This window comes from Aphanizomenon sp. UHCC 0183 (assembly GCF_009712065.1).
GTDB lineage: Bacteria > Cyanobacteriota > Cyanobacteriia > Cyanobacteriales > Nostocaceae > Dolichospermum > Dolichospermum heterosporum.
Genome location: NZ_VILC01000052.1, coordinates 11,178 through 36,777, shown reverse-complemented (window position 1 = coordinate 36,777; position 25,600 = coordinate 11,178). Strand labels below are relative to the sequence as shown.

Genomic DNA, 25,600 nt, shown 5'->3' with positions numbered 1-25,600 from the left:
ATTTATTTATACATTAAAAACTTTTTAAACAGCCTCTTAGCTTATGTCTACCTAAATATATAAAGATGGCTTTTTATTTTTTACCATCTGTCCAATGTTTCAACTACCATCCTAATTATGACCACTACTGTAAGCATATAAACCCTGCCGTTGCTGTATTTGCACAAACTCAAATTAAGCCTGCTATAACGCCTGGAGTTAAAGAGTTTACCGATACAGTAGAGCTTCCGCGAGTGATAGATTCAAATAAGCTATACTCGGATAAAATCTCTAACAAACCACTCAATAAAGAAGAAACAAATAGTAAAAATCAGGAAGTTACTCAAGAAGTTCCTAAAACCGCAGCAGTCTCGCCAGTTAATGAGTCTGCCCCTTCTCCCCCCAACCCATCCCCCCAACCCATCCCCCCCATTGATCCTAAAAATATTGCTGCTCAATGGGGTGTTTTGCCTGTTGGAATTGAAGTAGATGGACGTATGGTTGTTAAAAGTACATTGATAAGGGGAACTGAGGATGGTTCTCAGGCAATTCAATTTGATGATTGGCTTGTTCCCTATGATTCAATGATCAAGGCGTTAAATATTCGGGTGACTAATTTGCCTAATGGTCAGGTACAGTTACGATCACGCACAGTTATCTTCAATCTTGATCTTAGCCGCCTCAAACTCGACCCCGAAATTGGTGCTGTGTTGTCTATACGGGATGTTAAAGACTGGTTTGGTATTACTCCAGAATTTGACATTAATAATTATGGCATCCAAATTAAATATCCTGCCACAAACCAATCTGACCCCACCAAAGTCCCCGTTGAACCGCCCATTGACTTCACGAATATCCCCCATCTTTCCGCGCCTCGATTCACTGTCACCACCATAAATAAACAAGAAACAACCGAAAATTCCCCTTCTCGTGGTAGTCAGAACCGAACATTTACCAGTAGTGGTAGCTTGCTAGGAGGATCATGGCTTCTTACTCTCAATCAAACACGAACCCAAGACAAAAATAAAAATGAAACCATTTTGAGATTAGGTTCAGCCAGCTATACTCTCAACAAAAGCTCCACCGATTTATTTATAGGCTCACAACAGCCCTTTTGGCGTAGCACTAGCCCCAAACCTTTTTGGGGTGTAACTGCCGTCAAACGCTGGGGATTTACCATGCCCCTGGGGAACGGTGGAAACGCAAATACTCGTGTCCGGCCAACCAGTTTCGGTCAAACGGTGAGAGGTCAAGCCGCTCCAGGAACTTTAGTACAATTACTTTCTAGGTATAATCAGCAGCTTTTTGCCGAGGTTTTAGTGGATGAATCAGGAAAATACAGCTTTAACGATGTCACCCTTTCTGAGGTGCGATTACTGTTATATCCCCAAGGAAAACTGACATCTAAACCCGAAGAAAGGATTGTCAATCTCCCAATTATCCCTGGACAGTCGCCTTCCCAGACTTCTTCTCTAATGGTATCAGCCGGGACACGACGCAATAATTTTACTAATAACAAACAGTTTTTAGGAACTTTCAGTGATTTGTCTTTAGCTGCCAGCTATCGTTATGGGGTATCCCAAGAACTGACATTGGGAGCGATCGCTAGTTATGACAATGGTTTTTCCGCCTCAACAGAGTTATTGTTTCAACCCGAAAATACTCCCCTACAAATTACAGCTTCGGCTTTAACTCCAACTCTGAACACAGATTGGGACTTTAATGCTAATATTCAGTATAATCCCACTCCTAAAATCAAAGCCAATTTAGCTACAGATTTACAACGCAGTAGTTTGAATATTAGTGGAACTATTTTACCCCGTCTATCGCTATTTAGTAATTTTAACTATGACTACACTGCTAGTTCGCCATTTAGGTACAACATTGGCGCGCGAACTAATATATTAGTCCGGAAAATTTCTGCTTCCCTAACTCTGCAATGGAATAGTGTAAGCAAACTAAAATGGGATTTAACTGGCAAAATAGGTAATTTTGAACTCCAACATTCTCGTAGTAATTTTCTTACCAAAACTAACCTCACTTACAATCTCTTAGGTAACTCTAGATTAAAAGCAGGCAATTCCTATAATTCTCTGGGTTTGAGTTATCAAACTCTTGCATCACCTGGTTCTAGCAACTCTAAAGGGGACTCTTTACTAACTCTCAATTGGCGTTTTCAGCCAAATAAATCTAAATTGCAGGTAGAATTAGGTTATATTATTGGCTCAAATGGGTCGGGATTTATGACTAATTTCTCCCACGAAATCTTTTCCGGTTTATTTTTGCAAGCTAATTATAGTAATGTTGGTTTGGGGTCTAATAGTGGTAGATTTGAACTTTCACTATCAACTAATTTTGACTTCAAACGTGGTGTTTACCTAAAAGATTCTTCTCCACCTATAGGCGACATTTTTAGTGGTATTCTACTTAAACCATTTTTAGATAAAAATAATAACGGTACTAGAGAGCCAACAGAGCCTTTAATTGTCAAAAAATTCGACTCACTCTTGATTCTCAATAACAAGCCTATTTCCCAATATCCATCAGAAGTTACTGATAATGAGATTGTTGTACCCATTGACCCAGGACTTTATCGCCTTGACTTAGATCCTTCTAGCTATCCTCTAGATTGGTATCCTACTAAAAATACTGCTGTAGGGATTGAAGTTACAGGGGGAGGTTTTACAGAAGTCCTGATTCCCTTTGCTAGATCCTATACGATATCAGGAACTGCAACTGATTCTCAAGGAAAAGTTATGTCTGGTGCCAAGGTTGAAGCTGTGTCTTCTACCTCTAGTCACAGAGTCTTTTCTATTACTAGTGCGGACGGTATCTATTATCTAGAGGGATTAATAGACCCTAATTATAATCTTTTCATTAATAATATCCCCGCAGCACCGAAAACAATAGATCTAAGCCAATCCTCCGAACCATATCAACAGCTAAATTTGAGACTTAAACCGTAATATAACTGAGTTAGACATAAAAGAAAAAGTATTGATCTAAAATAGATTATAGTGTATTTTATTAACAATACCTTGTCCATTTTTTGTAGGTCGGGTTAAACGACAGCGCAACCCGACGCATTTGTTGGGTTATGGCTGATGCCACACTTCGTGAACGTGCCTCAACCCAACCTTGTATCTTAGAGGTATGTTATACTCAAAACGGCTAGAAGCTGGACTTTTTTATCATACAAAGAACAAGGTTCAAAGCCTCTCCCCGTTGCGGGGAGAGGTTTACCAGAGGGGTTTCATATTTGGTTAAATTATGAACCGTTTGCAGTATAGAAGAAGTGGTAGACCGTCCCAACCTGGGTCAGAAAAGATGGTAGAGACGTTACATGGAACGTCTCTACTACAGGGGGTCAAGGTCAAGGATCTTTAATCTCTGGAGATGTCTATTGAACAGTTAAATCTGTTTGCTTGTTAATAGTATGTTTAGAGACAACTAATGTACTTTTACCGTGTTTAAAGTAACTCTGCCCGTACAGGGTGAAAAAACGCCAGAATGTCTAAAATCCCAAAAAAGTTTTCCACATACCGTGAGGTTTTATGAGTAACGTTAAACAGACCGTTTATCTGATTACAGATCGTCAACGGGACGGATTGATTGGCTATCTGCAAAATTGTCCTTACAAAGAAGTTGCAGGAGCAATTCAATTTCTAACTAGCGCCCCTAGTGCTGTTTTAAATGTAGATGTTCCAGAAGACCAGTCTGCTCCCAATAACGGAGAATCAGCGACTCCTGCTGCAAGTCTTGAGTTAACATCTGTCGCTTAGAGTAAGCCACAAAATATACTCAAAACGGCTTGATTGTTTGATTCTAAACGTAGGGGTAAAGCAAAAGCTTAATGGTGTCAACTTAAGCTAAAATCCCCACCACATCTCGTTCCTAGTCTCTGACTAGGAATGCAGTTAATGAGGCTCTGCCTCTAAAATCATTGAAGGCAGAGCCTTCTAGAATTCATTCCCAGTCTCTGACTGGGAATGAGATGACTTGAGTTCTTTGCGGGATAGATGTTTTACGTTAAGTTGACACCAATGAAGCTCTTGCTTTACCGCTACACATCTGGGTTCTTTGTCATTTGGCAAAAGTTTAAATCTCACCCGTGTTTAGTATACTCAAAACGGCTAGAAGCTGGACTTTTTTATCGCCAAACCCGTAGGGGCGCAGGGCCTGCGCCCTCCATTCTATTTCATGAGAACGAGAATTGCTGTAAATATTATTCCTTTTCCCTTTAGGAGAGGGTTAGTGAGAGGGTTAGGGAGAGGTTTACCAGAGGGGTTTCATATTTGGTTAAACTACTAACCGTTTTCAGTATAGATGCGTTTCCCCTGTCACACTACCTCTCCAAAATTCGGCTGCTTTTCGGTTAACTTCATCCCATTCTTGACTTGATTTTAACCTTTTTACGCTCTCTTCTGTAATCAGTGGATGCAGCCAATACTTCCCCTTGGCAAATTCAAACAAACGCAAATTTTTTAAACTTCTAATTATATACATACGCTCTTGCTGGTCAGGAATATCCCACAACAAAGCTAGTAAGGCATCTTCGGTAACTTGCGGTATATCTTGATAGCGATAACACCCTAACCGACACAGTAACTTATAAGCATTTGGATTTAAACTTTGCAATCGGTTAAATTGATTGACAACTAAATTTTTTAATCCTCTTTCCACCAAAGTACAACTTTCTTGCCAATAAGCAGTTGCATCTCCTTCATAATCTGTTTTTATTGACCCAACTAGGGCGTGCATAGCTTTTGCATTACCCCCATATTTTATGTGCATTTCTTCTAGTAAAGAAATATCAATCTCGACTTCGTGAAATGCAAAAAATTCTTGCCACGCTGATACACCTAATCTACTTAAATAATAATGAGAGATTATATCAACACGGTCATCAAATAAACATTCTCTACTAGTAATTATCGTAAATGACTGCACAGTTGCATCAGCTAAAACCCTTAATAATTCTAAATAACGACTATAATTTTGAATGAACCTACCATGTTTATCTAGTGCGGGTTCTAAGTTATCAATTAATATCCCGACTTGGCGATTTTGCAAGTGTTTTTTTAATCTTGCGAGTGCAATACCAAATTCCCTTCCTGGTTCTTGTTCAAAGTATTGTTGCAGCCATTCTTCAACTACGCTTTCTACGCTAATGATGTTCCCAGTCTCCCTAGCCATTTCTAGGGATAAAACTAAATCAAACCCTTGATTATCTAAATATTGCCTGGCTAAAGTTGTTTTACCTAGTCCTCCTGGTCCCTGAATAACAATCACTTTTTGATGTTGATTGATTAGAGTATTAAGCCTTGCTATGTCATCATCTCTACCGAAAAAATTAGACTGTTTGTTGTCAACAGGAAAGAAGTCTTGATGGCAACTCTTCGCAGTATTTGTATCTTTTGAAACTAGAATGACATCTACGTTACGCTTATATGATATATTCAATGCCTTAAATACTATTTTAATTGCATACTCTTCAACACCCTGCTTTGTTAAAATTTTACGAATTGTATTTTCACTTATAATTTTATCAGTATTTTGCATCTTTTTCTTTACCCAAGTAACTCTATTACGAGGGTTTACGTGGTTTGCAGTAAGAGTATTAATTATTTTTTTCTCACCCAACTTGGTTAATAAGTATGTAGGGCGATTTCTTTGGTTTTTCACAACTGGGTGCATCTAAGGCTTGGGAGATATTTAGTATATCTAACTTTCTTACTTATTTCCTCTATCTTTCGGTATCCCCCACCCGCTCTCTGCGCCCATTCACGACTCAACTTAAAAATGATGAATTTAAGGAAGTTAAGGAAAATTGTACTAAGTTTATTTTTTTTCCTGAATAGCTACAACCAAATTATAAACCGATTTTCAGAATTGTAATTAATGAACTTTACTTAACTTTCTTAAATTCGTCCATACCATATAGAAAAAGGATTATAGTGATAACACTGGAGTTAATTATTTTGTTTATCAAAACTAACTTCGGCAGATACATCTACTTTAGGTATTAAAAAAATGAAACGTATTTCTTTAATTTCTGCTCTTGTATTATTAGGCGGTTCTTTTTTATTAGCACCCGTAGCTAAGGCTGACCAAGAACTGAATCTGGACTTTACAGGTGTTGCTCAGGCTAACTGTTTGTTCACCAATATCGAATCGGGTACAATTATAGCCAGAGGTCGTGACCTGGGAACTATTGGCTCTGTCACTACCACAGCACTGGACGCAGTTAGTGGTGTCTCCCCAGTCGCAGCAAAATTTACATCTACATGCAACTCAGGCACAGTATTTTTTGTAGACACTCCTGTTGCTGATGCAGCCAACAGTCCTCTTACTCTAATTAGTACCAAGTCAGTTTTAACTACTGCCACTGCCCCTCTCGTTGGGAACGTAGTAGCTTATACCGCATCCCCTGGTACAGGCCTTGCTGGTACCTCTGTCAGAAGCGATGGTTTCATTCTTGGTACTGACCTTACTGCTGTTACTGACCCAATAGACTGGACTGTTGATATGAACGCTCAAGTTAAGTCTACTATTCCCGTAGGTGTCTACAAATATACAGTTTTAGTAACGGCAGTTCCTCTATAGACAGCACTTAATCTGCGTTCCCATAGCCATGTAGATACCTGCCATGAAAGGTATCTGCATAACTAGATTAAATTACAGCGATTTCCAATCATAAGTAATTGGACAAAAATATTTACAGTAGACATCTCCAGAAATTAAATGTGCGTATCCTAGAACTCTTGTAGAGACGTTCCATGGAACGTCTCTACATTCTTTTTTGGAGATATTTAGTCATTGCGACCACGCTGCGCTAACGCAATAACATTGTGTAATTAATTCTGTCTCACTACTTACAAGGTACATCCTAGCCCCATTCATCGCTTGCGGAGAGGGGGTAGGGTTCTTGTTCTGGGTTTGATGACAATTTGCTATAACCTTAAAAACAAGCAATGCACCTGACTGACAAAATCAGTAGAGTTATTTTCAGTATACCTACAGCAATTCTCATTCTTATGAAATACAATGGAGGGCGCAATGGAGGGCGCAATGGAGGGCGCAATGGAGGGCGCAATGAAGGGCGCAATGGAGGGCGCAGGCCCTGCGCCCCTACGAGTTTTGCGATAAAAAACTGTACCTCATAACATCAGAAAGTGCTTTATGTTTACTATTTACCCTTCTTCTCTGCAAAATATCCTTAATTTTGGTATCCGCGTCCTTACTTGGGGAAGTTTTATCGGACTCCCTCTGGTGCTATCTGGCCAAATGGCTCAAGCACAATCCTTAAATTTGATTCCAAGCATTGTCGAGTTAAATAGCGAAGGTGGTAAGTCCGAAGGGGCATTTACCATCGTCAATGCCAGCACTACTGACCCTGTTCGCGCTCGACTCTATACCGAATCTTTTTCCTATACGGATGGAGGATTCGCTTCAGAACCTAATAGTAAAGCCGACCTTTCCCCCTATATTGTATTTTCTCCCCGTGAGTTAACAGTCGGACCAGGACAATCTAGACAGGTGCGACTCGTGACTCGTATTCCCAGAAATATCACTAATAAAGAGTACCGGGCGGTAGTGTATGTTCAATCATTAGCTGAATCTCCTGATAACCCCAATGCACCTAAGGATGTAGTCACTGTAAAAATGGGTCTTGTAACCAGAATTGGGGCAACCGTTTATGCTCGTCAAGGTAAAACTGCCGCCAATCTCAACATTACAGGGGTTGAATATAATCCTAAAGAACGAAAAATATTACTTGGTGTCCAAAATACTGGTAATGGTTCAACTCGTCCCTATATTGAATGGACACTTAAACAAGGGGATAAGGAAATTCTCAGTCAGGTAGGCCTACCTACATCAATAGTAGCTGAAAGTAGCCGTAAATTCCCGATTAGTTATCCGACAAAGGATGAAAAGCCTCTTCCCGCTGGGACTTATAATTTTTCTGGAAAACTTGTTTGGGTTAATAAAGGTTGGGCATTAAATTCTAGGACTAACCAAAATGTTCTCCCTTTCAATTTTTCCTTCACTGTACCTAGTAGTCCGTCAACCCAAAAATGACGGGTGAAGGCAAGCAGGGGGAGAAGAGAGGCAGGGGAGTAGGGGAGGGAACACCAAAAAATAAATTACCCGATTTTGTGGGATGGGCATCCTGCCCGTCCTTGATGGTTAGCGGGCAAGACTTGTACTGAGCTTGTCGTTAGCGTAGCGTGGCGTTAGCCATGGTATGCCCGCACCACAAGGAATTTTTGGGTATTTTTTTAATTGGAAGTCCCTAAGGAAAAATCAGGGAATTTAAACCCACGTACCATCTGGGTTTTGCCTGTGTAGACGCGGTTTCTAACTAGGCTGTTAACTGTTCACAGAATCAAATGAATAATTCGTGTTGAAAATATATAATTTGTAAGGACTTCGCTTAAATGAGCATAAATGATATCACGAACCTAAACTCCTATAATTCTGACCCGCTACAACCACTAAATTCAGAATTAGAAGATTCCTTGTATCAAAAACCATATAAATCCAGTAGTTTACCGAATTACGGGTTAGACACATTGGTTTTTGTTGATTCATTGGTACAAGACTACGGGCAAATTTTATCAAACCTAAGCTCATCCGTAGGGGTAGTTGTACTCGATAGCCATTTTGATGGAATCGGGCAAATTGGCGAAATATTAAGTAATTATACGAATATTAATACAATCCATATTTTTTCTCATGGTGATGCAGGTAGCACACAACTGGGTAATACAAATCTCAATAATGGAAATTTACAGGATTATCGCAATCAGTTAATGGGTTGGGGGAATGCTCTCACCGAACAGGGGGATATTCTTTTTTATGGTTGTAATATTGCCCATGGAACACTTGGTGAATCTTTTGTTAATCAAATTGCCCAATTGACTGGTGCAGATGTGGCTGCATCGGATGACTTGACAGGTAATACTACATTCGGTGGTGACGACTGGGTTTTAGAATACCAAACGGGTAATATCGAGGCGACGGTTTGGCAAGCAGATCAATCCTTTTCGGATGTTCTGGGGTCTGGAACAGTTAGTTTATCCGCTGGAAAACTCACATTTCAAGATATTGATTCTGCAAATCAGGCAAATCAGATAGAGTTATCTTCCGATGGCACGAATTTAATTATTTCCGACAGTAGTGCTTTAATGGCTACGGGGACAGGAACAACTGTATCTAATGGCAATGTAACTGTTGCTCTGGCAGACATCACAGACATTAAGTTTGATCTAGGATTAGAAAAAGATACCTTAACTTTTACCAGTGATATTTCTTTTAGCAATGGCAGGTTAAATAGTTTTATTATCGAAGGTTTAGTCGGAGATACCATCAATTTCAATCATAACTTATATCTTGGTGGCGGTGATTTAAACGTTTCTGTTGAGGCGATTAATGTAGCAAATGGCGTGACGATCTCCACCCGTCAGGTTGCAGCCAACGCAAATCATTTAACGGCTAACTCAACAGGCGATTCTGGTGAGCTTTACTTTATTGGGATCAATCCCATTAATATCACTGCTGCTCTAGGAAATATTCAATCTGTAAGAGAAATCAACATCGGTAATGAGGCAAAGCTACTCAGCCATGTTGAGAATAATTCGGAATTCAGTGCTGCTGATTTATGGCTGAATGCCCGTTACTTCAGTAATGCAACTATTGACAACTTGTTCCCGGTAACTTTGCCAGATGATTGGAGTCCCAAAACCGCAACTATCTCCATTGGGGATAATGCCAATCTGAAAGGAAATAACATCATCATTAAAGCCCAGGCTGAAGACAAGAACTTCACTGAGTTGATCGGCGCGGATTCTTTGTTAGATAATTTTGTCATTGCTCCTTTGCAAAGTCGCATGGAAGAGGCTTTAGCCTTACCAGTGAAAGTTTTAGTGCGAAAGTCTAAGGCTTCAGTGACAGTTAATACTGGTGTGGTATTAGATGGTTTGGCTGGTGTCAGTGTTGAAGCTGTGGCAAATACCATTAGTTCCGGTCAAGCTGCGGGTAGTCTGATTAGTATTGGTTTTGCCTATGCTGACGCTGAGGCAACGGTTGATCTCCGTGGTAATGCTCAAATTAAAGCAGGGGAAGCAGTCAGGATTGGTTCTGAAGGCAATGCAACGGCTAGTATTACCTCAAAGATAGAGGGAAAAGAGGGTTCTACCTCTCCTGGATTAGCGTTTGCCGTAGACTATACCAACATTAAATCTCATGCGACAGTGAGCCAAGATGTTGTGATTACGGCGGGTAAGTCAGTCAATGTTATTGCTCTAGGAAATAATTCTACAGAATCTAATGCTGAGTCCAAGACGGGAAACACTAGTCCTGCTAGTTTTGGTTTTGGGATCACCATCAGCGATACTGACATTAATGCCACAGTTAATGGAACGATTACAGCCAACCAAAATACAGGGGCGATTGTTAAGCTGGAGCTAGATCCCACTCGGTCGGTAACCTATGAGTTTGATCCGACTAAATCAACCCTGAATGCAGGGAATGATTCACTCACATTATCTGGAGTCTCCCATGCCTTAAGAACTGGCGATAAGATTACCTATAATGCCAAGGGTGGTCAGGGTTTTGGGTTGATGGATAATGGGACTTATTATGTCTGGGTTGATCCAACAAATTCCAATGTTCTAAAATTTACGACAAACCGTAGTGATGCGATCAATAGCAGAAATTTTGTAGATTTAGATAATGGTAATTCTGCGGCTTTAGGGACTCAAAATTTCACTGCTGCTGGGGTTGATAATGCAAATAACACATTAACTCTCTCTGGCAGTGATGTTTTCAATATTGGTCGGGCGGTTGTTTATGACAGTGCGGGAGAGGCGATCGGCGGTTTAACCGATGGAAAAACCTATTACGTAATCACCTATGGAGATAATGGTTCTGGTAAGCAAGTCATTCAATTAGCCGCTACCGAAAGTGATGCTCGCCAAGGTATTGCCATTAATCTAACCAGTGCTGGTACTAGCCATACCCTCAGCGCCTATCATCAGTTCACGACCCCAATTGTTGATGTTGATGCCAATACCATTGATTTAGCGAAAGTCTATGGTATCAATGATTCCTCCATCACTCCCCATGCTTTAGCCACCGGAGATCAAGTGGGTTATGCGAATCGCCGTGGCACGAGTATTGGTGGCGTTGAAACCCAATTTCAAGCAGGAACAGGTTTAGTTGATGGCTCTGATTATTTTATTGTCACAGATCCAAATAATGCCAACGTCATTCGTTTAGCCAGCAGTGAACTAAAAGCATTAGAAGCCTATGGCAAATTAGAGGACAATCCAGAGGCGGACCTAACAGGGTTGGTGATTAAATTCGACGATGGGGCAGCAGTTAATAGTAAGAGCTTTAACCCCACCCAATTAGGCATTGTTGATGACTCAAGTAATCAAATTATTCTGGATAATAAAGCTTTCCAGGGTGATGACTTTTTTGGCAATGATGCCAATTTTAGTTTAGTCGGCTCAACCTTTGAATTGGGTCAAGCTGTTATTTATAACAGTAATGGCGGTAGACCAATTGGTGGTTTACAAGATGGCAAAGTTTATTACGTTGTCACAGCTACTTCTGAGAACAATCTTGATGGTGATAATCGTTTTGTCACAAAACAGACGATCCAGTTGACTGATTCTGAGAATAAAGCCCGTGCCGGGATCGCCCTAGACATTGACCCCACGTTAGCAACGGGAAGTAACCATAGTCTAACCGCAACCCACGTTTTGGATTCTGGGTTAGCAACAGGTATTGGTGTCTTAGCCCATCTTTCTAGTAGTGATGCGGCGATCGCCACTTCTGAGATGAACGATAAGCCAAAAGCTGGATCTGCCGATGTTTCTCTGGATGCTATTGGTGGTGTGACAGGCCTTGTGGGCAAAGTGTTTGACAAGTTAGTCAATGGCAAGAAGAATGGTGATGCAGCGAATAAGACTGAAGCTGGAGGCAATAATGACAAGAGTTCTTTGTCTATCGCCGGTGCTTTAGCATTCGCCCACACCAATCATGATGTCCAGGCGAATGTAGGTAGCACTGCGGTACTCAAGTCTGGTGAAGATTTAGAGGTTAAAGCTGAAATCGAAGAAGAGATGAAGCTTAACGCCGATAGTGATGTGGTTGGAGGAGCTACTTCATCCGGTAGTGCAGCCGTTGTTGTTGGGATTTATAACAACAATGCAGATGCCACAGTTCATGGAGGAGCGCGGCTAGATGCGGATCGGGCGACACGAGTGATTGCAGGGGTGAAATATCCCTATCTCACTAGACCTGATGAATTTATTCCCATGAATTTAGGGGAATTGGTTGACCTGGTGAAGACAGATGGTTATGGCGCTGTCAATGATTATTTAGATGGAACATTAGGACTGAAATCTAAACTCCTCAATACTTGGTCGCGTAGTACTGCTTCAGGTGAAAATATCGGGATTTCCGGTTCCGTCAACCTGCTGATTTTCAATAATGATGCGGATGCGATTGTAAAATCTGGGGCATTGATTAACCAAGATAATGGCTGGAGAACCCGTAAAGTCGATCTCCAGGATCAGAGTGTTTCGGTTGAAGCTACCAACTATATGCAACTGTTGAATCTAACAGGGGTATTCAAGTTCTCTCTACCTACATTAGAAGCAGACCTCGGTAAGGTGGATTTGAGTAAGGCCGATATTAAGTTATTAGGCGCGGATGGTAAGTCTGGTATTGGTGGTGCTTTTGCTCTAATGTTCCTCGACAATCGAACACAGGCTTTGGTTGAAACAGGCAGTTCTATCTGGTCTGGTAGTAGAGGTGGTTTTAACATGAAGGCCGAAGAAGCTATCATGAACTTTAACTTCACCCAAGCTGGTGCTAAAGCGACAGAAAGTTATGGTATCAGTGGAACATTTGCTTATGTGAATCAAGATAGTACCACAGTTGCTCGCCTAGCAGGAGGTACTACTGTTGCAGGTAATGATGTGACAATTTATGCTGGCAGTCTAGATACCCATATCAACTGGGCTGGTGGTGTAGCCGTAGGTCAGAGCTTAGGTTTTGGCGCAACGGTAGGCATTAATGATATCAACCGTAATACCTACGCCATTATTGGTAATATTGACCCCTTTGCAGACAATTTTGACCCCCTTAGCTTAACTAATTACCCCAGTCCTTCAGAAAATACGAATATTAATATTACTGGTACTCTCAAAGTTGATGCCAAGTCCGATGGCTGGTTAGGGGCATTTTCTGTGGCTGCTGCGGTAGCCGATGGTACACCAAACCCGCCAAAAACTACTAAAACTGGTAGTACAGGGAGACGTAACGCAATTAGCGTACAACCGACCTCTGCCATTGGCATATCAGGAAATGTTTCCTATAACAAAGTTAATGATCATGTCCAATCTATTGTCCACGATGCAGGTATTCTCCAAGCAGTGTCAGTGGATTTAGCAGCACTTAATGAAACCGATCTTTATGCGATTGGTGGCTCTGTTGCTTTTGTTAAATCCGGACGTGGCAAGAATTCAGCAGGTATTGCTGGAGCAGCGGGTTGGAACGAAGTTGGCGGCACAGCCAAGGCTTATATTTATGGTCAAGGGGCGAATAAAAAGCTCACATTAAATGCAGAACAATTAAATGTAAATGCCAAGAGCAATGGCAATATTATCGCTATTGTGGCAGGTGGATCGGGTGCAGTTGGCAATGGTGGGCAAACGAATGTGAGTCTGGCAGGTTCTTTCTCCTACAACCAAATCAACAACGACACAGCGAGTTTTGTGCAGGGAGTGAATGCTAATTTAACGAGCAGTAAGAATATCTTGCCCGTGCTAGTATCAACTTCTGATCAAATCCAGACCTATCAAACTAAGTTGAATACCATTAGCTTTGCTAATAGTCTGGGATGGACAACAGGAACAGCAGTTAAATATGACAATGGTGGTAACACGAGCCTTGGTGGCTTGAATACAACCGATACATATTACGTCGTTGTTGACCCCATCAATTCCAAGATAATGAAGTTGTCCACAGATGTAGCTGGCAACAATATTGTTGATATCAATTCTGATTCTGCGACTGGTACTGGACATCGCCTCTATTTAGCGTCTACCCCTGTTAGCCAAGATACGATTACTTTTGCTGAAGATCACGGCTTTAATAACAATGATCAGATTACCTATAGCAGTGGTGATGGTAATGATATTGGTGGTTTAGAAGGGGGGAAAACCTATTATGTTATTAAAGTTAATGAGAAAACTATCAAACTAGCCCTGAACTCAGGTGACAGCAATGCTATTTCCCTGGATTTAACAAAAGCAACTGGGGATTCTCATTCCTTAAAAAAGACAGCATTAGATGGTTTTTCTTACAATTTAGAGGAGTTTGACCCAGTTGATGATCGTGCTTTTGAACTCTCACAAGTGGAAGTCAAAGAGAATCTAATTCTCAGCCGTGAGCATGAATTTGAAACAGGTCAAGCTCTGGTGTATGACAACGGTGGAGGTAAGAGTATTGGAGGTTTGACCAACGGAAAAACCTATTATGCGATCGCCGATGCTGGTAATCCGAAAGTCTTGCGAGTGGCTAATTCGGAAACGGAAGCCAAATTAGGCTTTGCGATCGCCCTTGATCCGACCCAAATGACAGGGGACAACCATCAATTCTTCCCCGAAACTCATGTGATCAAAGCAGAAGACACTTCCAAGATTTTCTCCATTGCGGGGACTGCGAGTGTCTCCCTTGGTTCAACCAAAGGTGGTGGTGGTTTTGGTTTTGGTTTCGCGTGGAATGATATTCAAAGCAACACCCAAGCTTGGCTCAAAGATAGCACTTTCGAATATGAAGACTCTCTACAAGTTATTGCTCGGAATGACAGCACGATTCAAACAGTAAGTGCTTCCATTGGGGTATCCCAAGCACAACAAACTGCGGCGATGATTGCCGGAACAGCTTCTGTTAACTTGGTTGACAATATCACTAAAGCATCGGTTATCAACAGCAATCTAGGTAAGAGCGATAATTATGCCGGTTTAACCAGACTGCTTACAGATGATAGTGCAACCATCCAAGCCCTTTCTGGCGCGATTTCTGTCACCATTTCCAAATCTGGTTCTTCCCTTGGTTTTGGCGCAGCAGTCGCCTACAACGCCATCGGCACTGGAAGCGCCACAGGTCATCAGGCGATCGCCGATATCACTGGTTCTACTCTCTACGTTGATAGTCTTGATATAAGTGCCGGTAGTAACCAATTGATTCAGTCCATCGCCGCCACCGCTGCCGTCGCCGTCTCTGGTAAAGCTGCCATTTCCGGAGCCGGAGCAGTCACGATTAATGACATTGAAAAGATCAATACCCAAAGCTTTATTACTGGCTCGACGGTTAATGTGGCCAAAGATATTCAGGTATTGGCAGATAACAAATCGGAAATAAACTCCATTGCTGGTCAAGTGGCGGTTAGTGTCAGTAAGTCTTCATCTTCAGGGGCAGGAGCAATAGGTGCGGCTGTATCAGTTAACCAAATCAATCCCCTTGATGTTCATGCCTATATTGATAATAGTGTAGTTACTTCTACAAATGGTAGCCTGACAATTAATGCCGAATCTCAAGCCACTATCGAAACCCTAGCCTTTGGAGTTCAAGTAGGTGTAAGTACAGGTAGTTTTGCCGGGTCAATTGGTGGTTCTGTAGCGGTTAATGAAATTTCTGGCTCAGTCAAGGCCTATATCGCCAATTCCACCAATACCACTGTCAAAAATGCCGTTACGATCACGGCAAAAGATGAAGCAACTATTCGTTCTTTAGCCGGTCAAGCGGCAGTTACTATCAGTAAGTCTTCAGGGGCAGGAGCAATAGGTGCGGCTGTATCAGTTAACCAAATCAATCCCGTTGATGTTCATGCCTATATTGATAATAGTGTAGTTACTTCTACAAATGGTAGCCTGACAATTAATGCCAGCGGTTAATGAAATTTCTGGCTCAGTCAAGGCCTATATCGCCAATTCCACCAATACCACTGTCAAAAATGCCATTACGATCACGGCAAAAGATGAAGCAACTATTCGTTCTTTAGCCGGTCAAGTGGCAGTTAATGTCAGCACTTCTTCATGGGCGGCGACACTAGGTGCAGCGATCGCCATCAATGATATTAGCAACCTTACGGTAAATGCCTATATAGAGAAGAGCAAAGTGGTTTCCACTAGTGGTGGACTGACTATTGATGCCCAAGGTAAAGGCATTATTGAAAGCATTGCTGCTGGGGTTCAGGTGGGAGTTAGTACCAGTAGTTTTGGGGGTGCTGTAGGAGCTTCAGTAGCCTTTAATGAAATTGATAATGCAATTACCAAAGCCTACATTAGCAATAGTTCTCACGTAACTACATCTGGAAAAATACAGGTAAAAGCCAACAATGAAAATACGATTAAGTCTCTAGCTGGCCAAGTTTCTGTGGGTGTTAGTGTATCAGGTGTAGGTATAGCCGCAGGAGCAGCAGTTGCTATTAACAAGATCAGCAATGAAGTCTCTGCCTACATTGATGCTTCCACTGTCACATCCAATTCTGCCGAAGTAGAGCTTAAAGCTAAATTAAAATCTATCATTGAAACTTTATCCGCCGGGGTTCACGTCGGTGCCGGGGGAGGTAGCTTTGGTGGAGCAATCGGAGCTTCTGTTTCCGTGAATCAGATTGATAAAAATATCACTGAAGCTTATATCAGTGGTGGTTCTACCGTTACGGCATCTAAAGCCATAACGATCAACGCCAAGGATGATGAAAGCATCATCAAATCTCTAACTGGGGAAATTGCAGTCGGAATAGGTTTGGCGGGAGGCGGCGGAGCGATTGGTGCAGCGATCGCCAGGAATCAAATCAACAATAATCTCCAAGCCTACATTCTCGATTCAACGGTCGCATCAGACGGAGACCTTCAGGTATCTAGCATCAATAAAGCCACAATTATCGCCAATTCCACCGCAGTGGCAGTGGCAGTGGCCTTGACCGCCGCTAATCAGACAGGCATTTCCCTAAGTGGTGGTGGAGCAGAATCCACCAATGTCATTATTCCTAAGATTAACGCCTATATTCAGGGCAGTATGATCACCAGTGGTGGCGATGTTGATATCCAGGCGATAGATACATCATCAATTAACGCCGATGTATTAGCTGCGGCGATTACAGCAACCCGTGGACTGAAGGATGCAGGGGGGGTAGCGATTGGCGCATCTTTCTCCACGAACTTGATTGGTTGGGAAGCGAGCTTTGGGGAAGCTCTTGGCCCTGTGGCTAATGAAAATAACGATGCGGCAAAAGCAGAAGTCCAGGCCTATATTAAAAACTCTAAAGTCGAAGCTACCCGCAATCTTTACTTGACGGCTTTAGCCAACGGGACAATTGAGGCAGGGGTTGATGCCGTTGCTGTAGGTCTTGCTGGCGGGGCTGGCAATGCGGGGCAACTTTCTGGCGCAGGTGTTCGTACCGAGAACCGTATCCGAACCCAAATCAAGTCCTTTATTGATGGCACAGTCCCCAATGGGAAATCAGATCAAGGAATTATCACTGCTGATAGTGCCAACTTAATTGCCAATGACACATCAAAAATTACGGCAAATGCTTTAAGTGCGGCTGTAGCGGCATCTTTTGGGGCTGATAATGCTTTGGGAGGAACAATCGGGGTCTCTTTAGCCCTGAATGAAGTATTGAACGAGGTTGAAGCCTACATCAAGAAAGAGACGGTCACAGTTGAACGTGCCGTGGTGGATCAGGTTAACTACAAAGAACAAATACTGCCAGGAGTAACTATCGTTGCCAGTGGGAATAAGCGTTATCAGTTTCTCGGACGCAAGGATGGTGATTTACTTCTACCGGATAAAGTGGATTTATCTGCTGAGAATTATGGCGATATCATCCGTTGGGAAGATGTAACCGACAAAACAACTGAATTTGATGTCACATATCAAAAGACGGCAAGTTATGCTACCAAAAAAGGACGTATCAAGATCGAAGCGAAAGAAGATGCCACTATCACTGCCACCGTTACAGCAGCATCAATAGCAATTGCAGGTAGTGGTAAGATATCCATTTCCTTATCGGGGGGAGGAGCAGAAGCGGTCAATATTATTGGTACTAATACTAATGCTTATATTATTGACAGCACAGTAACCAGCAAGGGAGAGGTTACTTTAGATTCCCGCAATACATCATTAATTGATGCAGAGGTTCTCGCGGTTTCTGGCTCAGTTGGGATTGGCGGCACAGGTGGAGTGGCCGCAGCCATCGGAGCATCAATAGCGCACAACTTCATTGGTTTCGATTTAATTGGCTTCAATGCAGATGGCACTGTGCAAATTGACAACAGTGCCAGTCGAAATAAAGCCCAAATCCAGGCCTACGTTGAGGATTCTACTGTTAAAGCTACCACTGGAGATATACGTCAGACAGCCATTTCCCATCAAACCATTACCGCCGAAGTATGGGCTGGATCTGTAGCAATTTCAGGAGGTTCGCAAGGAGCTTTATCCTTGAGTGGTGCTGGCGTGAGTACGGTTAATAAGATTGCCACCCAGGTCAAGACTTATATTGATGGTGCGGTTGGTTCTCGAATTGAAGCCAGTAATATTCTGCTAACAGCTCAGGATACATCTAAAATTACTGCTAAAGGCGGAGCCGCTGCCTTAGCCGTCGCGGTTGCTGGCGAAGGCAGCGGCTCCGTGGCGATCGGTGTGGCATTGGCGGAGAATACAATTGCCAATACTGTAGCATCCTACATTACCAATAGCCCTACTGTCATAGCACGGGATCAACTTTCTTTAACGGCAAAAGAAGCCGCAACAGTTGAGGCAACAACGATAGCCGCTTCCCTTAGTGTCTCTATTAGTGCGCTTGGGGTAGGACTGACTGGAGCCGGAGCCAATGCTACTAACATTATTAACAACAAAGTTCATGCCTATATTGACAACAGCAATAGTGTCATGGCTCAGAACAATGTACTGATTGATGCTCAAAGCGAGGCGACCATTACCTCCCTCGTTGGGGCTGCTTCAGTGGCAGGTGGGACAGTGGGGGCAGGTGCGATTGGCGTATCCTTAGCACGTAATCTCATCGGGTTAGATGGAATTGGCGATACATCACCCTTGGGCAATGAAGTATTAGCCTATGTTAAAAACTCGACCTTGACCTCCAATCAAGGCAACATAACTGTCCAAGCCAAAGCCACCGATAAAGTTGATGCGGTTTCCTTTGCTGGTTCTGTGGCGATCGCCGGAGGTATCTTAGCGGCGGCTGGTGCCGGGGCAGAAGTCACCAACAAAATGGCCAGCAAAGTCCACGCCTACCTAGAAAATACTAAGGCTACTGCCGGAGTTGACATAAAAATCAAAGCCATCTCCGATAGCCAAGTGACCAAAGCCCATGCAGTTGGTGCAGCGATCGCAGGTGTTTTGGGAGGAGGTGCAGTATCCGTAGCTGTATCTCAAGTAGTCAACGAAATTACCAATAGTGTCCAGGCTTACATTAAGAGCAATACTGCCAAAACTATCCAAGCTACCACCGGCAATGTTCTCATTTCTGCCGATGTTGAACGCGCCCGCATTAGCAACGTCACCGCGGTAACAACATCAGTGGCAGTTGATGTCAGTGGTGGTTTATTTGCCTTCGCCGGTGGAGGTGTGGGTTTGTATAACACCATCAATAATGATATTGATGCCTATATTACAGGACCAGTGACAGTCACCAGTGGCACAAATTTGGATGTCCTAGCCGCTGAGAACGCATACCTCTCCAGTGATGCCACAGTAGTCAGCATAGCGGCATCTATCATCAGTGCTGCCCTGGGTGGAGCCATAGTTAAGAACGAGATTAACAGCAGTATCCAAGCCTGGATTGATAGTGATTCCGTCGCGGACAACTGGACAAGTGGAACTCCCATCACCACAACTATTAACTCAGTCAATACCGCAGTTTACGTAGAGTCCATTGCCGACATAGATAAGACCCTCACCGCCGGGGTTTCTGGTGGTGCTGTAGGCGGTGTGGTTAATATTGCGACCGGCAATATTGCCATCCTCCTCAAAGCCTTTGTCGAAGGCACAAAACTTACATCCACTGGTGATATTGACATCAGATCAGCCGCTAACACCAGAAGCAGAACCTCCTCCAACGGTGGCGCCATCGGATTAGGTGCTTTAGGCGCGATGGAGTCCAATGTTACCTTAGGTAAGGGCAATGATGTTGATGAAGTGCAAGCAACCATCGGGGATGGTACACAAGTAACTGCCAATGCCCTGAGAATTGCAGCCGTTAGTACCGATGATTTATTAGCAGAAAGTGTAGCTGCCTCTGGTGGTGCTATTGCAGTAGCGGGCGCTCAATCCAACGTGACTACCGACTTCGCCACCCTAGCCAAAATTGGTAATAACACAGCCATCGTCGTAGATAACCTATACATTACATCCAGCCATGATCAAAATGTAGATTCCTCCGCTGACAGTTTTACCCTAGCAGCATTAGCTGGGACTGGAGCAGGAACAAAGAATCTAATTACCAGTAAGGCTAATGTAAATATAGGAACTAGCACTAGTATTACTGCTGATAATGTGATCATCAATGCCATTAACAGAGTATCTAAAGAAGAAACCGCCGGGAAACCAAGCCTCATCGCTGCTTCTGCATCTGGCGCGAACGTTACTGTCCTTACAAGTGGTACAGACATTGGGACATCGGATAATCCCTTCCAGGCAGTAGTTAACATTGGTAGCGGCACTAACATTACCGTTAACGGCACAAATGCCAAGAAAGGAGTCCTGAAAATTGAAACCCTGAATCAAGCAACTGCCGTTGACAATGTCCGCATTGAAACCGTTGGTGGTTACAGTCTGGCGGTGGGTTTATCAAGAATTGATGCTGAAACCAATGCCGCCATCAATCTTAACGGCGCAACCTTAGAAAATAAATCTGGGGATGTTTACCTGACTACCCGGACTGATACGGGACTAAGACCAAGTGCGAACCTCCTCTCCGTCACTGCATTTGGCGGAGTTGCCGCCGGCGATGCGAAGACAACTACCAACGCCAAAAACCAAATCACAGTAGATAATGCCACCGTCAAAGGTAGTGACATTTATCTATTTACTGGACGAGATAGTTTTGCCGTTCCCAACTTGCTAGATAGTTCCGCCAATGCTGAAATTACGACCGTTTCCTTCGGTCCTGGTTTAAGTATTCCCGTCTTGAAAGCCGAGATCAACGAAACCAATAAAATTGACATTAAAGGCGCATCAAAAATCAGAGCATTAGGGGATGTCAGTTTAGTTGCGAAAGAAGGATTAGGCGGGAATAAACGGGCTGCAACTGATGGTTTAGTATTGAATCTTTCTGCCCTTCCCTACGGATTTAATGTTCCAGATGGTAGTTCCGTCAGCAGCAGCAATCAAATTGAGGTTGGTCGTAGTGTCAGCATTGAAGCCGGAATTAATAACAAAACAGTAGTACAAATTAAACCCATCAGTGTCGGTGGTACTCAACAGTTAGACCCAGCAAAATTAGGGCATGAACTAATTGCTAGTGAAAAAACCGCCCTGGGACTTGATCAAGAGACCAACTATGAATATGCCGAATTGGATTTAGCTAAAATTAGCTTTAGCATTTCCACTGGTACAGTCGTACAAGCCATAGCTAATGCCTATGAAAGTGGTACAGCCGGGCATTACTACAAATACAAACCTCTAACCAAAGATGGCGCTGACTCAATTATTTTAGAAACCCAGAACTATACCAATACTTTGATTTGGGAAGACCTTGGCACTAGTCCGAACTTGGAAGACTTGACTGTTTATACCAGTGATGTTACCAATAACTTAAAAAGCACCCTCGAAAACAAATTCTACGTTGTTAAACCAGTAGAATTAGACGACATCACAATGTCCTATGCGGGTTTAGGTAGTCTCTTACTAGAACAAAGAGAGAAAATCCAAGGTTGGATTAACAGTCACTCCGGTAATTCCGAGGCAGTAGCTCGTTATCAAGTACAATTGGATGCCATCAATCAAGCGATCGCTGATTCTGGACTAATTGATCCAGAATCAGCGACAGTTCAAAAAGAAATAGACCTATTATTCATCAATCTGCCCAATATTTATGCCGCGCCAGGTTCCATCTTTATTGAAGCAGACAGAACTAGTTCCACTGCCTTCACACCTCTAATTAGCAACAATCAACTAATAGCCAGAGGCGGCGCAGAAATTAAAATTACCAACCAGTCGCCATTCACCCTCAACGTCAACGATGCAGTCATTCGTGACAACAAACGAGTCAGAATAGTTGATGGTCAATACACAGTTCTCCAGCCCGGTAACGTTTATCTCAACAACGCTCTCATCTCCAACGCAGTTAACAACACCGGCGCTAAGAACATCTCCATCGTTCAAGATGCCTATCCCAACAGTCAATATGACACAGGCAGTCTTGTTATCCCCTCTGTTGACCAAGATATCTACATCCTTGGTGATGTAATCAACGAATCCGGCAACCTGTTAATTGACAACAAAGAAGGTAGTATCAACGTTTCCGGGGAAATTAAAGCCGAAAACGTCACCATCAATGCCGCCAGCAACTTTAACTTGAATACGGATGATTGGTTCCACAGCAATCAAGACCCCCGTCAATATCTCGACTATGACCGACTACGTCAAACAGTCTATAACCCAAATGGTATTGCTGATAGTGAAACCTACAACAGTGCTACTAACGTCAATGGTCAAAACCTAGAAACCGCCATTAACCGTAATCAATCCCGCATTCTCTCTCAAGGACCAGTTACAATCACCGCTCGTTACTTAAACGTCAACGGACTCATTCAAAGTGGTGTTAGTACCATTGAACTTGATATTGCTGCCACCTTTAATCCTGGTAAGCAAACCAGAAATTTTGTGGATGATAATGGCAATGTCTTAGCAGGAATTAGTTTCGGCACAGAAAATGTCCCTGTAGATGGTTACTTTGACGTTAATCAACAGGCAATCATCCTGAATGACATCGTTCCCAAGGGTGGAGAAATTACCCTGGCTGGTCAAATCTTCAGTACAGGAAATGGTCAATTGAAAGTTGCCAACGGTTATACCAACGTTGATATTAACAACCAGAGCATTTATCAACTGATCCTCAACCGCATTGACACCACCACCAACCGTCAAGGTAAAATTACCATCCTTGACACAGAAACCCTCAAGAAGGTTCAGTACACAGTTGATGCTAATAATATTAAGACCACAAAATTTGACGGAGTATACGATAGTGTCAACAAAACTGTTACCTACACAGCAACCGGAACTCCAGCAACAAATAGCTTCACTGATGACATCAAGTACCAAACCCCACTAGGTCGCCAGTATGTGTGGACAGAGGGACAGGAGAAAACCCAGGTTGAAGTCAGAAAATATGAGAAAAAGAGCTTTAACCTCTTTGGTTTTGATTGGGATGCTTTAGTTGCAGATGATAGTTATACCTGGAAAACCGTAGAGTTCCGTGATGAAAAGCCACTGCTAGAATCGGAGTCATTAGTATCTAATGCTACAACTATTCTACCCGCCTACACTATCGAGTATCAACAGGTAAACGACAGTAGCGTAGACTTGATCAAAAACGTTTCCGAGGTCAGAAATGTTGCCAATAACAAGGTTTATCGTTATATCGGCGATAATGATGACTTAGTTCTATCTACCCAAGATTTCACTGACACCGATAAATGGACAGAGATTGGCACTAACTTATCAAGCATTACAGATAGAGTTAATAACAAGTTTGATAGCAACTACGTCAATTCTTCTACCAAGGTTGAAAATTGGACTACAGGTGGTGGTTGGCTGAGAAAGAAAACTTTACACACGCGAACAACTACTATTACTGGACTCAAAGACTTCTATACCAACGCCTTAAAAGCTGATTATCCAATTGATATAGATTTCATCCAAGGGCCTGATAAAAATGCTGCTCAAATATCTATCACCAGCAACAGAGTCCTTTATCTCCAAGGTGACATCGAATCTCCTAATAGCAAGGTGTCATTAATAGGTAGTTCCATTAATAGTAATAGTTCCAGTGTTGTTTATGCCAACACCATAGATAACGCCGATGTGCAAAACGGACTTCAAGCCTTGAATTTCAAGGCTCAGTCTGGTGGTATTGACTTAAAAATACAAGGTGGTCTACAACCGGTCAATGCTACAGCAGTAGGTGATATCAATTTAACAATTGTTTCTCTTGATAACATTAATAGCAACCTGGTGGCTGGTAATATTGCCTCCAGTAATGGTACTGTCACATTAAACGCACCTCAAGGCATCACCGCAGGAAATTCCAGTTCATTAATCAGTGGTAAAGAAATTAAACTTGAGACTTCTGCTGGAGCATTAGGAAGTACAACAGATTGGTTACGAGTAGACAGCGGTACACGTGGTATAGGGGCTAAAGCTCAAGGTGATATTTATATTCGTGAAATAGCAGGAGACTTGAACCTCAATGCAATTGTGACTCCGGCAGATATTTACTTAGAATCTGTCCAAGGTTCGATTTTTGATCATCTTGTGGAAGGAAGTTCCATCAGTTCATCAGAAGTTAGTGAGAGAGCGCAAGAACTATTTGATGCAGAGTCCTTAAAATATCCCTTGTCCGCAGGTTTATATAGCTTCCTCTATCCCAATGCCAACTTACTAAGGACTACACCAACTGCTGGTAACACAGAAGGTTCTAACATTATTGGTCGCAACGTCACCATCAAAGCCCAAGGACAGTTAGGACAAGTCGGTAACATGGTTGCCATTGACCTATCTGGTGGCTTTAACAACCTAGCAACTGATAAAAAGAAAACCCTCTCCAGTGCCTCTGTAAGTGATGTAGTAGGCGTAAGTTATGCCACCTACAAATACTTAGGTAGCGATGACACAGATGTTGATCTGACTCAGGCAAATTTCAGCAACACTTCCTTGTGGGAGAAATTGCAAGCGAATTTTGTTACCGGAACCAATAAATCCATCAAGCAAGAAGTTTCCTTAGCAACATATCAAACTGTTCTAGTGCAGTACAACGCTGTTGAATATGGACTTTATAAATATTTAGGTCAAAATCAGACCCTTGATTTAGGGAAGCAAATCTATGGTGATACAACCCTTTGGCAAAAACTAACAGCAAATCATGGATCAGACGGAGTAGGGAACGTCAACCTAATTCAAGGAGAATTAGTACAAGACAAGTCTGTGGTAGAATCCCTAACCCTGCAATTAACTGATGATATTGACATAGAAATTACCAACATCACCACTATTGATGCCGGTGATGCCGTTGCAGTACAGGCTGCTGGAACTTTAAATATCAATCACGTTAATGCTGGTGGAGATGTGCGCCTCCAGGCAGGTGGTAGCATCATTGATAATTACGCCGGAGGAAGTACGGCAGCTATTACCACTACTGGTGATTTATTAGTGGTGTCTCAAGGTACTATTGCTGGAACAACGACTAACACTTCGTTCCGCATTGATTTGTCCGGTGCTAATAGCCAATTAAGTGCAGAATCATTAACTAGCACTTACATTCGTCAAGTTACCAACACATCCTTATCTATTG

General features: G+C 42.6%; 7 protein-coding genes. 6 read left to right on the top strand and 1 reads right to left on the bottom strand.

Annotated features, from left to right (window positions below; genetic code table 11):
- The first annotated feature begins 65 nt into the window (after positions 1-65).
- Together FJR37_RS17135 and FJR37_RS17130 are read left to right on the top strand one after the other, a co-directional pair.
- Positions 66-2,945 carry a carboxypeptidase-like regulatory domain-containing protein gene (locus FJR37_RS17135; protein ID WP_168466618.1) on the top strand — a complete coding sequence of 960 codons (2,880 nt, stop codon included), beginning with the start codon at positions 66-68 and terminating at the stop codon, positions 2,943-2,945.
- Positions 2,946-3,533: 588 nt separating this feature from the next.
- On the top strand, positions 3,534-3,761 hold the full coding sequence (locus FJR37_RS17130) for a hypothetical protein (protein ID WP_053538830.1): 228 nt from the start codon (positions 3,534-3,536) through the stop codon (positions 3,759-3,761).
- A gap of 535 nt (positions 3,762-4,296) precedes the next feature.
- Here the strand turns inward: FJR37_RS17130 and FJR37_RS17125 are convergent.
- Positions 4,297-5,622, bottom strand: coding sequence for an AAA family ATPase (locus FJR37_RS17125; RefSeq protein ID WP_168466617.1), 1,326 nt, complete (start codon positions 5,620-5,622; stop codon positions 4,297-4,299).
- A 390-nt stretch (positions 5,623-6,012) separates the two neighbouring features.
- Between FJR37_RS17125 and FJR37_RS17120 the strand changes: the two genes are divergently transcribed.
- The 4 genes from FJR37_RS17120 to FJR37_RS17105 form a co-directional block, all read left to right on the top strand.
- Positions 6,013-6,585: a hypothetical protein gene (locus tag FJR37_RS17120; protein ID WP_168466616.1), complete on the top strand. Its 573-nt coding sequence runs from the start codon at positions 6,013-6,015 to the stop codon at positions 6,583-6,585.
- Positions 6,586-7,161: 576 nt separating this feature from the next.
- Positions 7,162-8,061 carry a hypothetical protein gene (locus FJR37_RS17115; RefSeq protein ID WP_168466615.1) on the top strand — a complete coding sequence of 300 codons (900 nt, stop codon included), beginning with the start codon at positions 7,162-7,164 and terminating at the stop codon, positions 8,059-8,061.
- Positions 8,062-8,420: 359 nt separating this feature from the next.
- Positions 8,421-15,956 (top strand): DUF4347 domain-containing protein, encoded by a 7,536-nt coding sequence (locus FJR37_RS17110; RefSeq protein WP_168466614.1) that lies wholly within the window; start codon positions 8,421-8,423, stop codon positions 15,954-15,956.
- Positions 15,943-25,600: hypothetical protein (locus FJR37_RS17105; RefSeq protein ID WP_168466613.1), on the top strand; the 9,658-nt coding region annotated here is incomplete at its 3' end. The genes FJR37_RS17110 and FJR37_RS17105, both read left to right, overlap by 14 nt.

Bases quoted from the DNA above. Each gene is read 5' to 3' on its own strand.
- FJR37_RS17110 (WP_168466614.1), top strand. From the start codon at position 8,421: ATGAGCATAAATGATATCACGAACCTAAACTCCTATAATTCTGACCCG.
- FJR37_RS17120 (WP_168466616.1), top strand. From the start codon at position 6,013: ATGAAACGTATTTCTTTAATTTCTGCTCTTGTATTATTAGGCGGTTCT.
- FJR37_RS17115 (WP_168466615.1), top strand. From the start codon at position 7,162: ATGTTTACTATTTACCCTTCTTCTCTGCAAAATATCCTTAATTTTGGT.
- FJR37_RS17135 (WP_168466618.1), top strand. From the start codon at position 66: ATGGCTTTTTATTTTTTACCATCTGTCCAATGTTTCAACTACCATCCT.
- FJR37_RS17130 (WP_053538830.1), top strand. From the start codon at position 3,534: ATGAGTAACGTTAAACAGACCGTTTATCTGATTACAGATCGTCAACGG.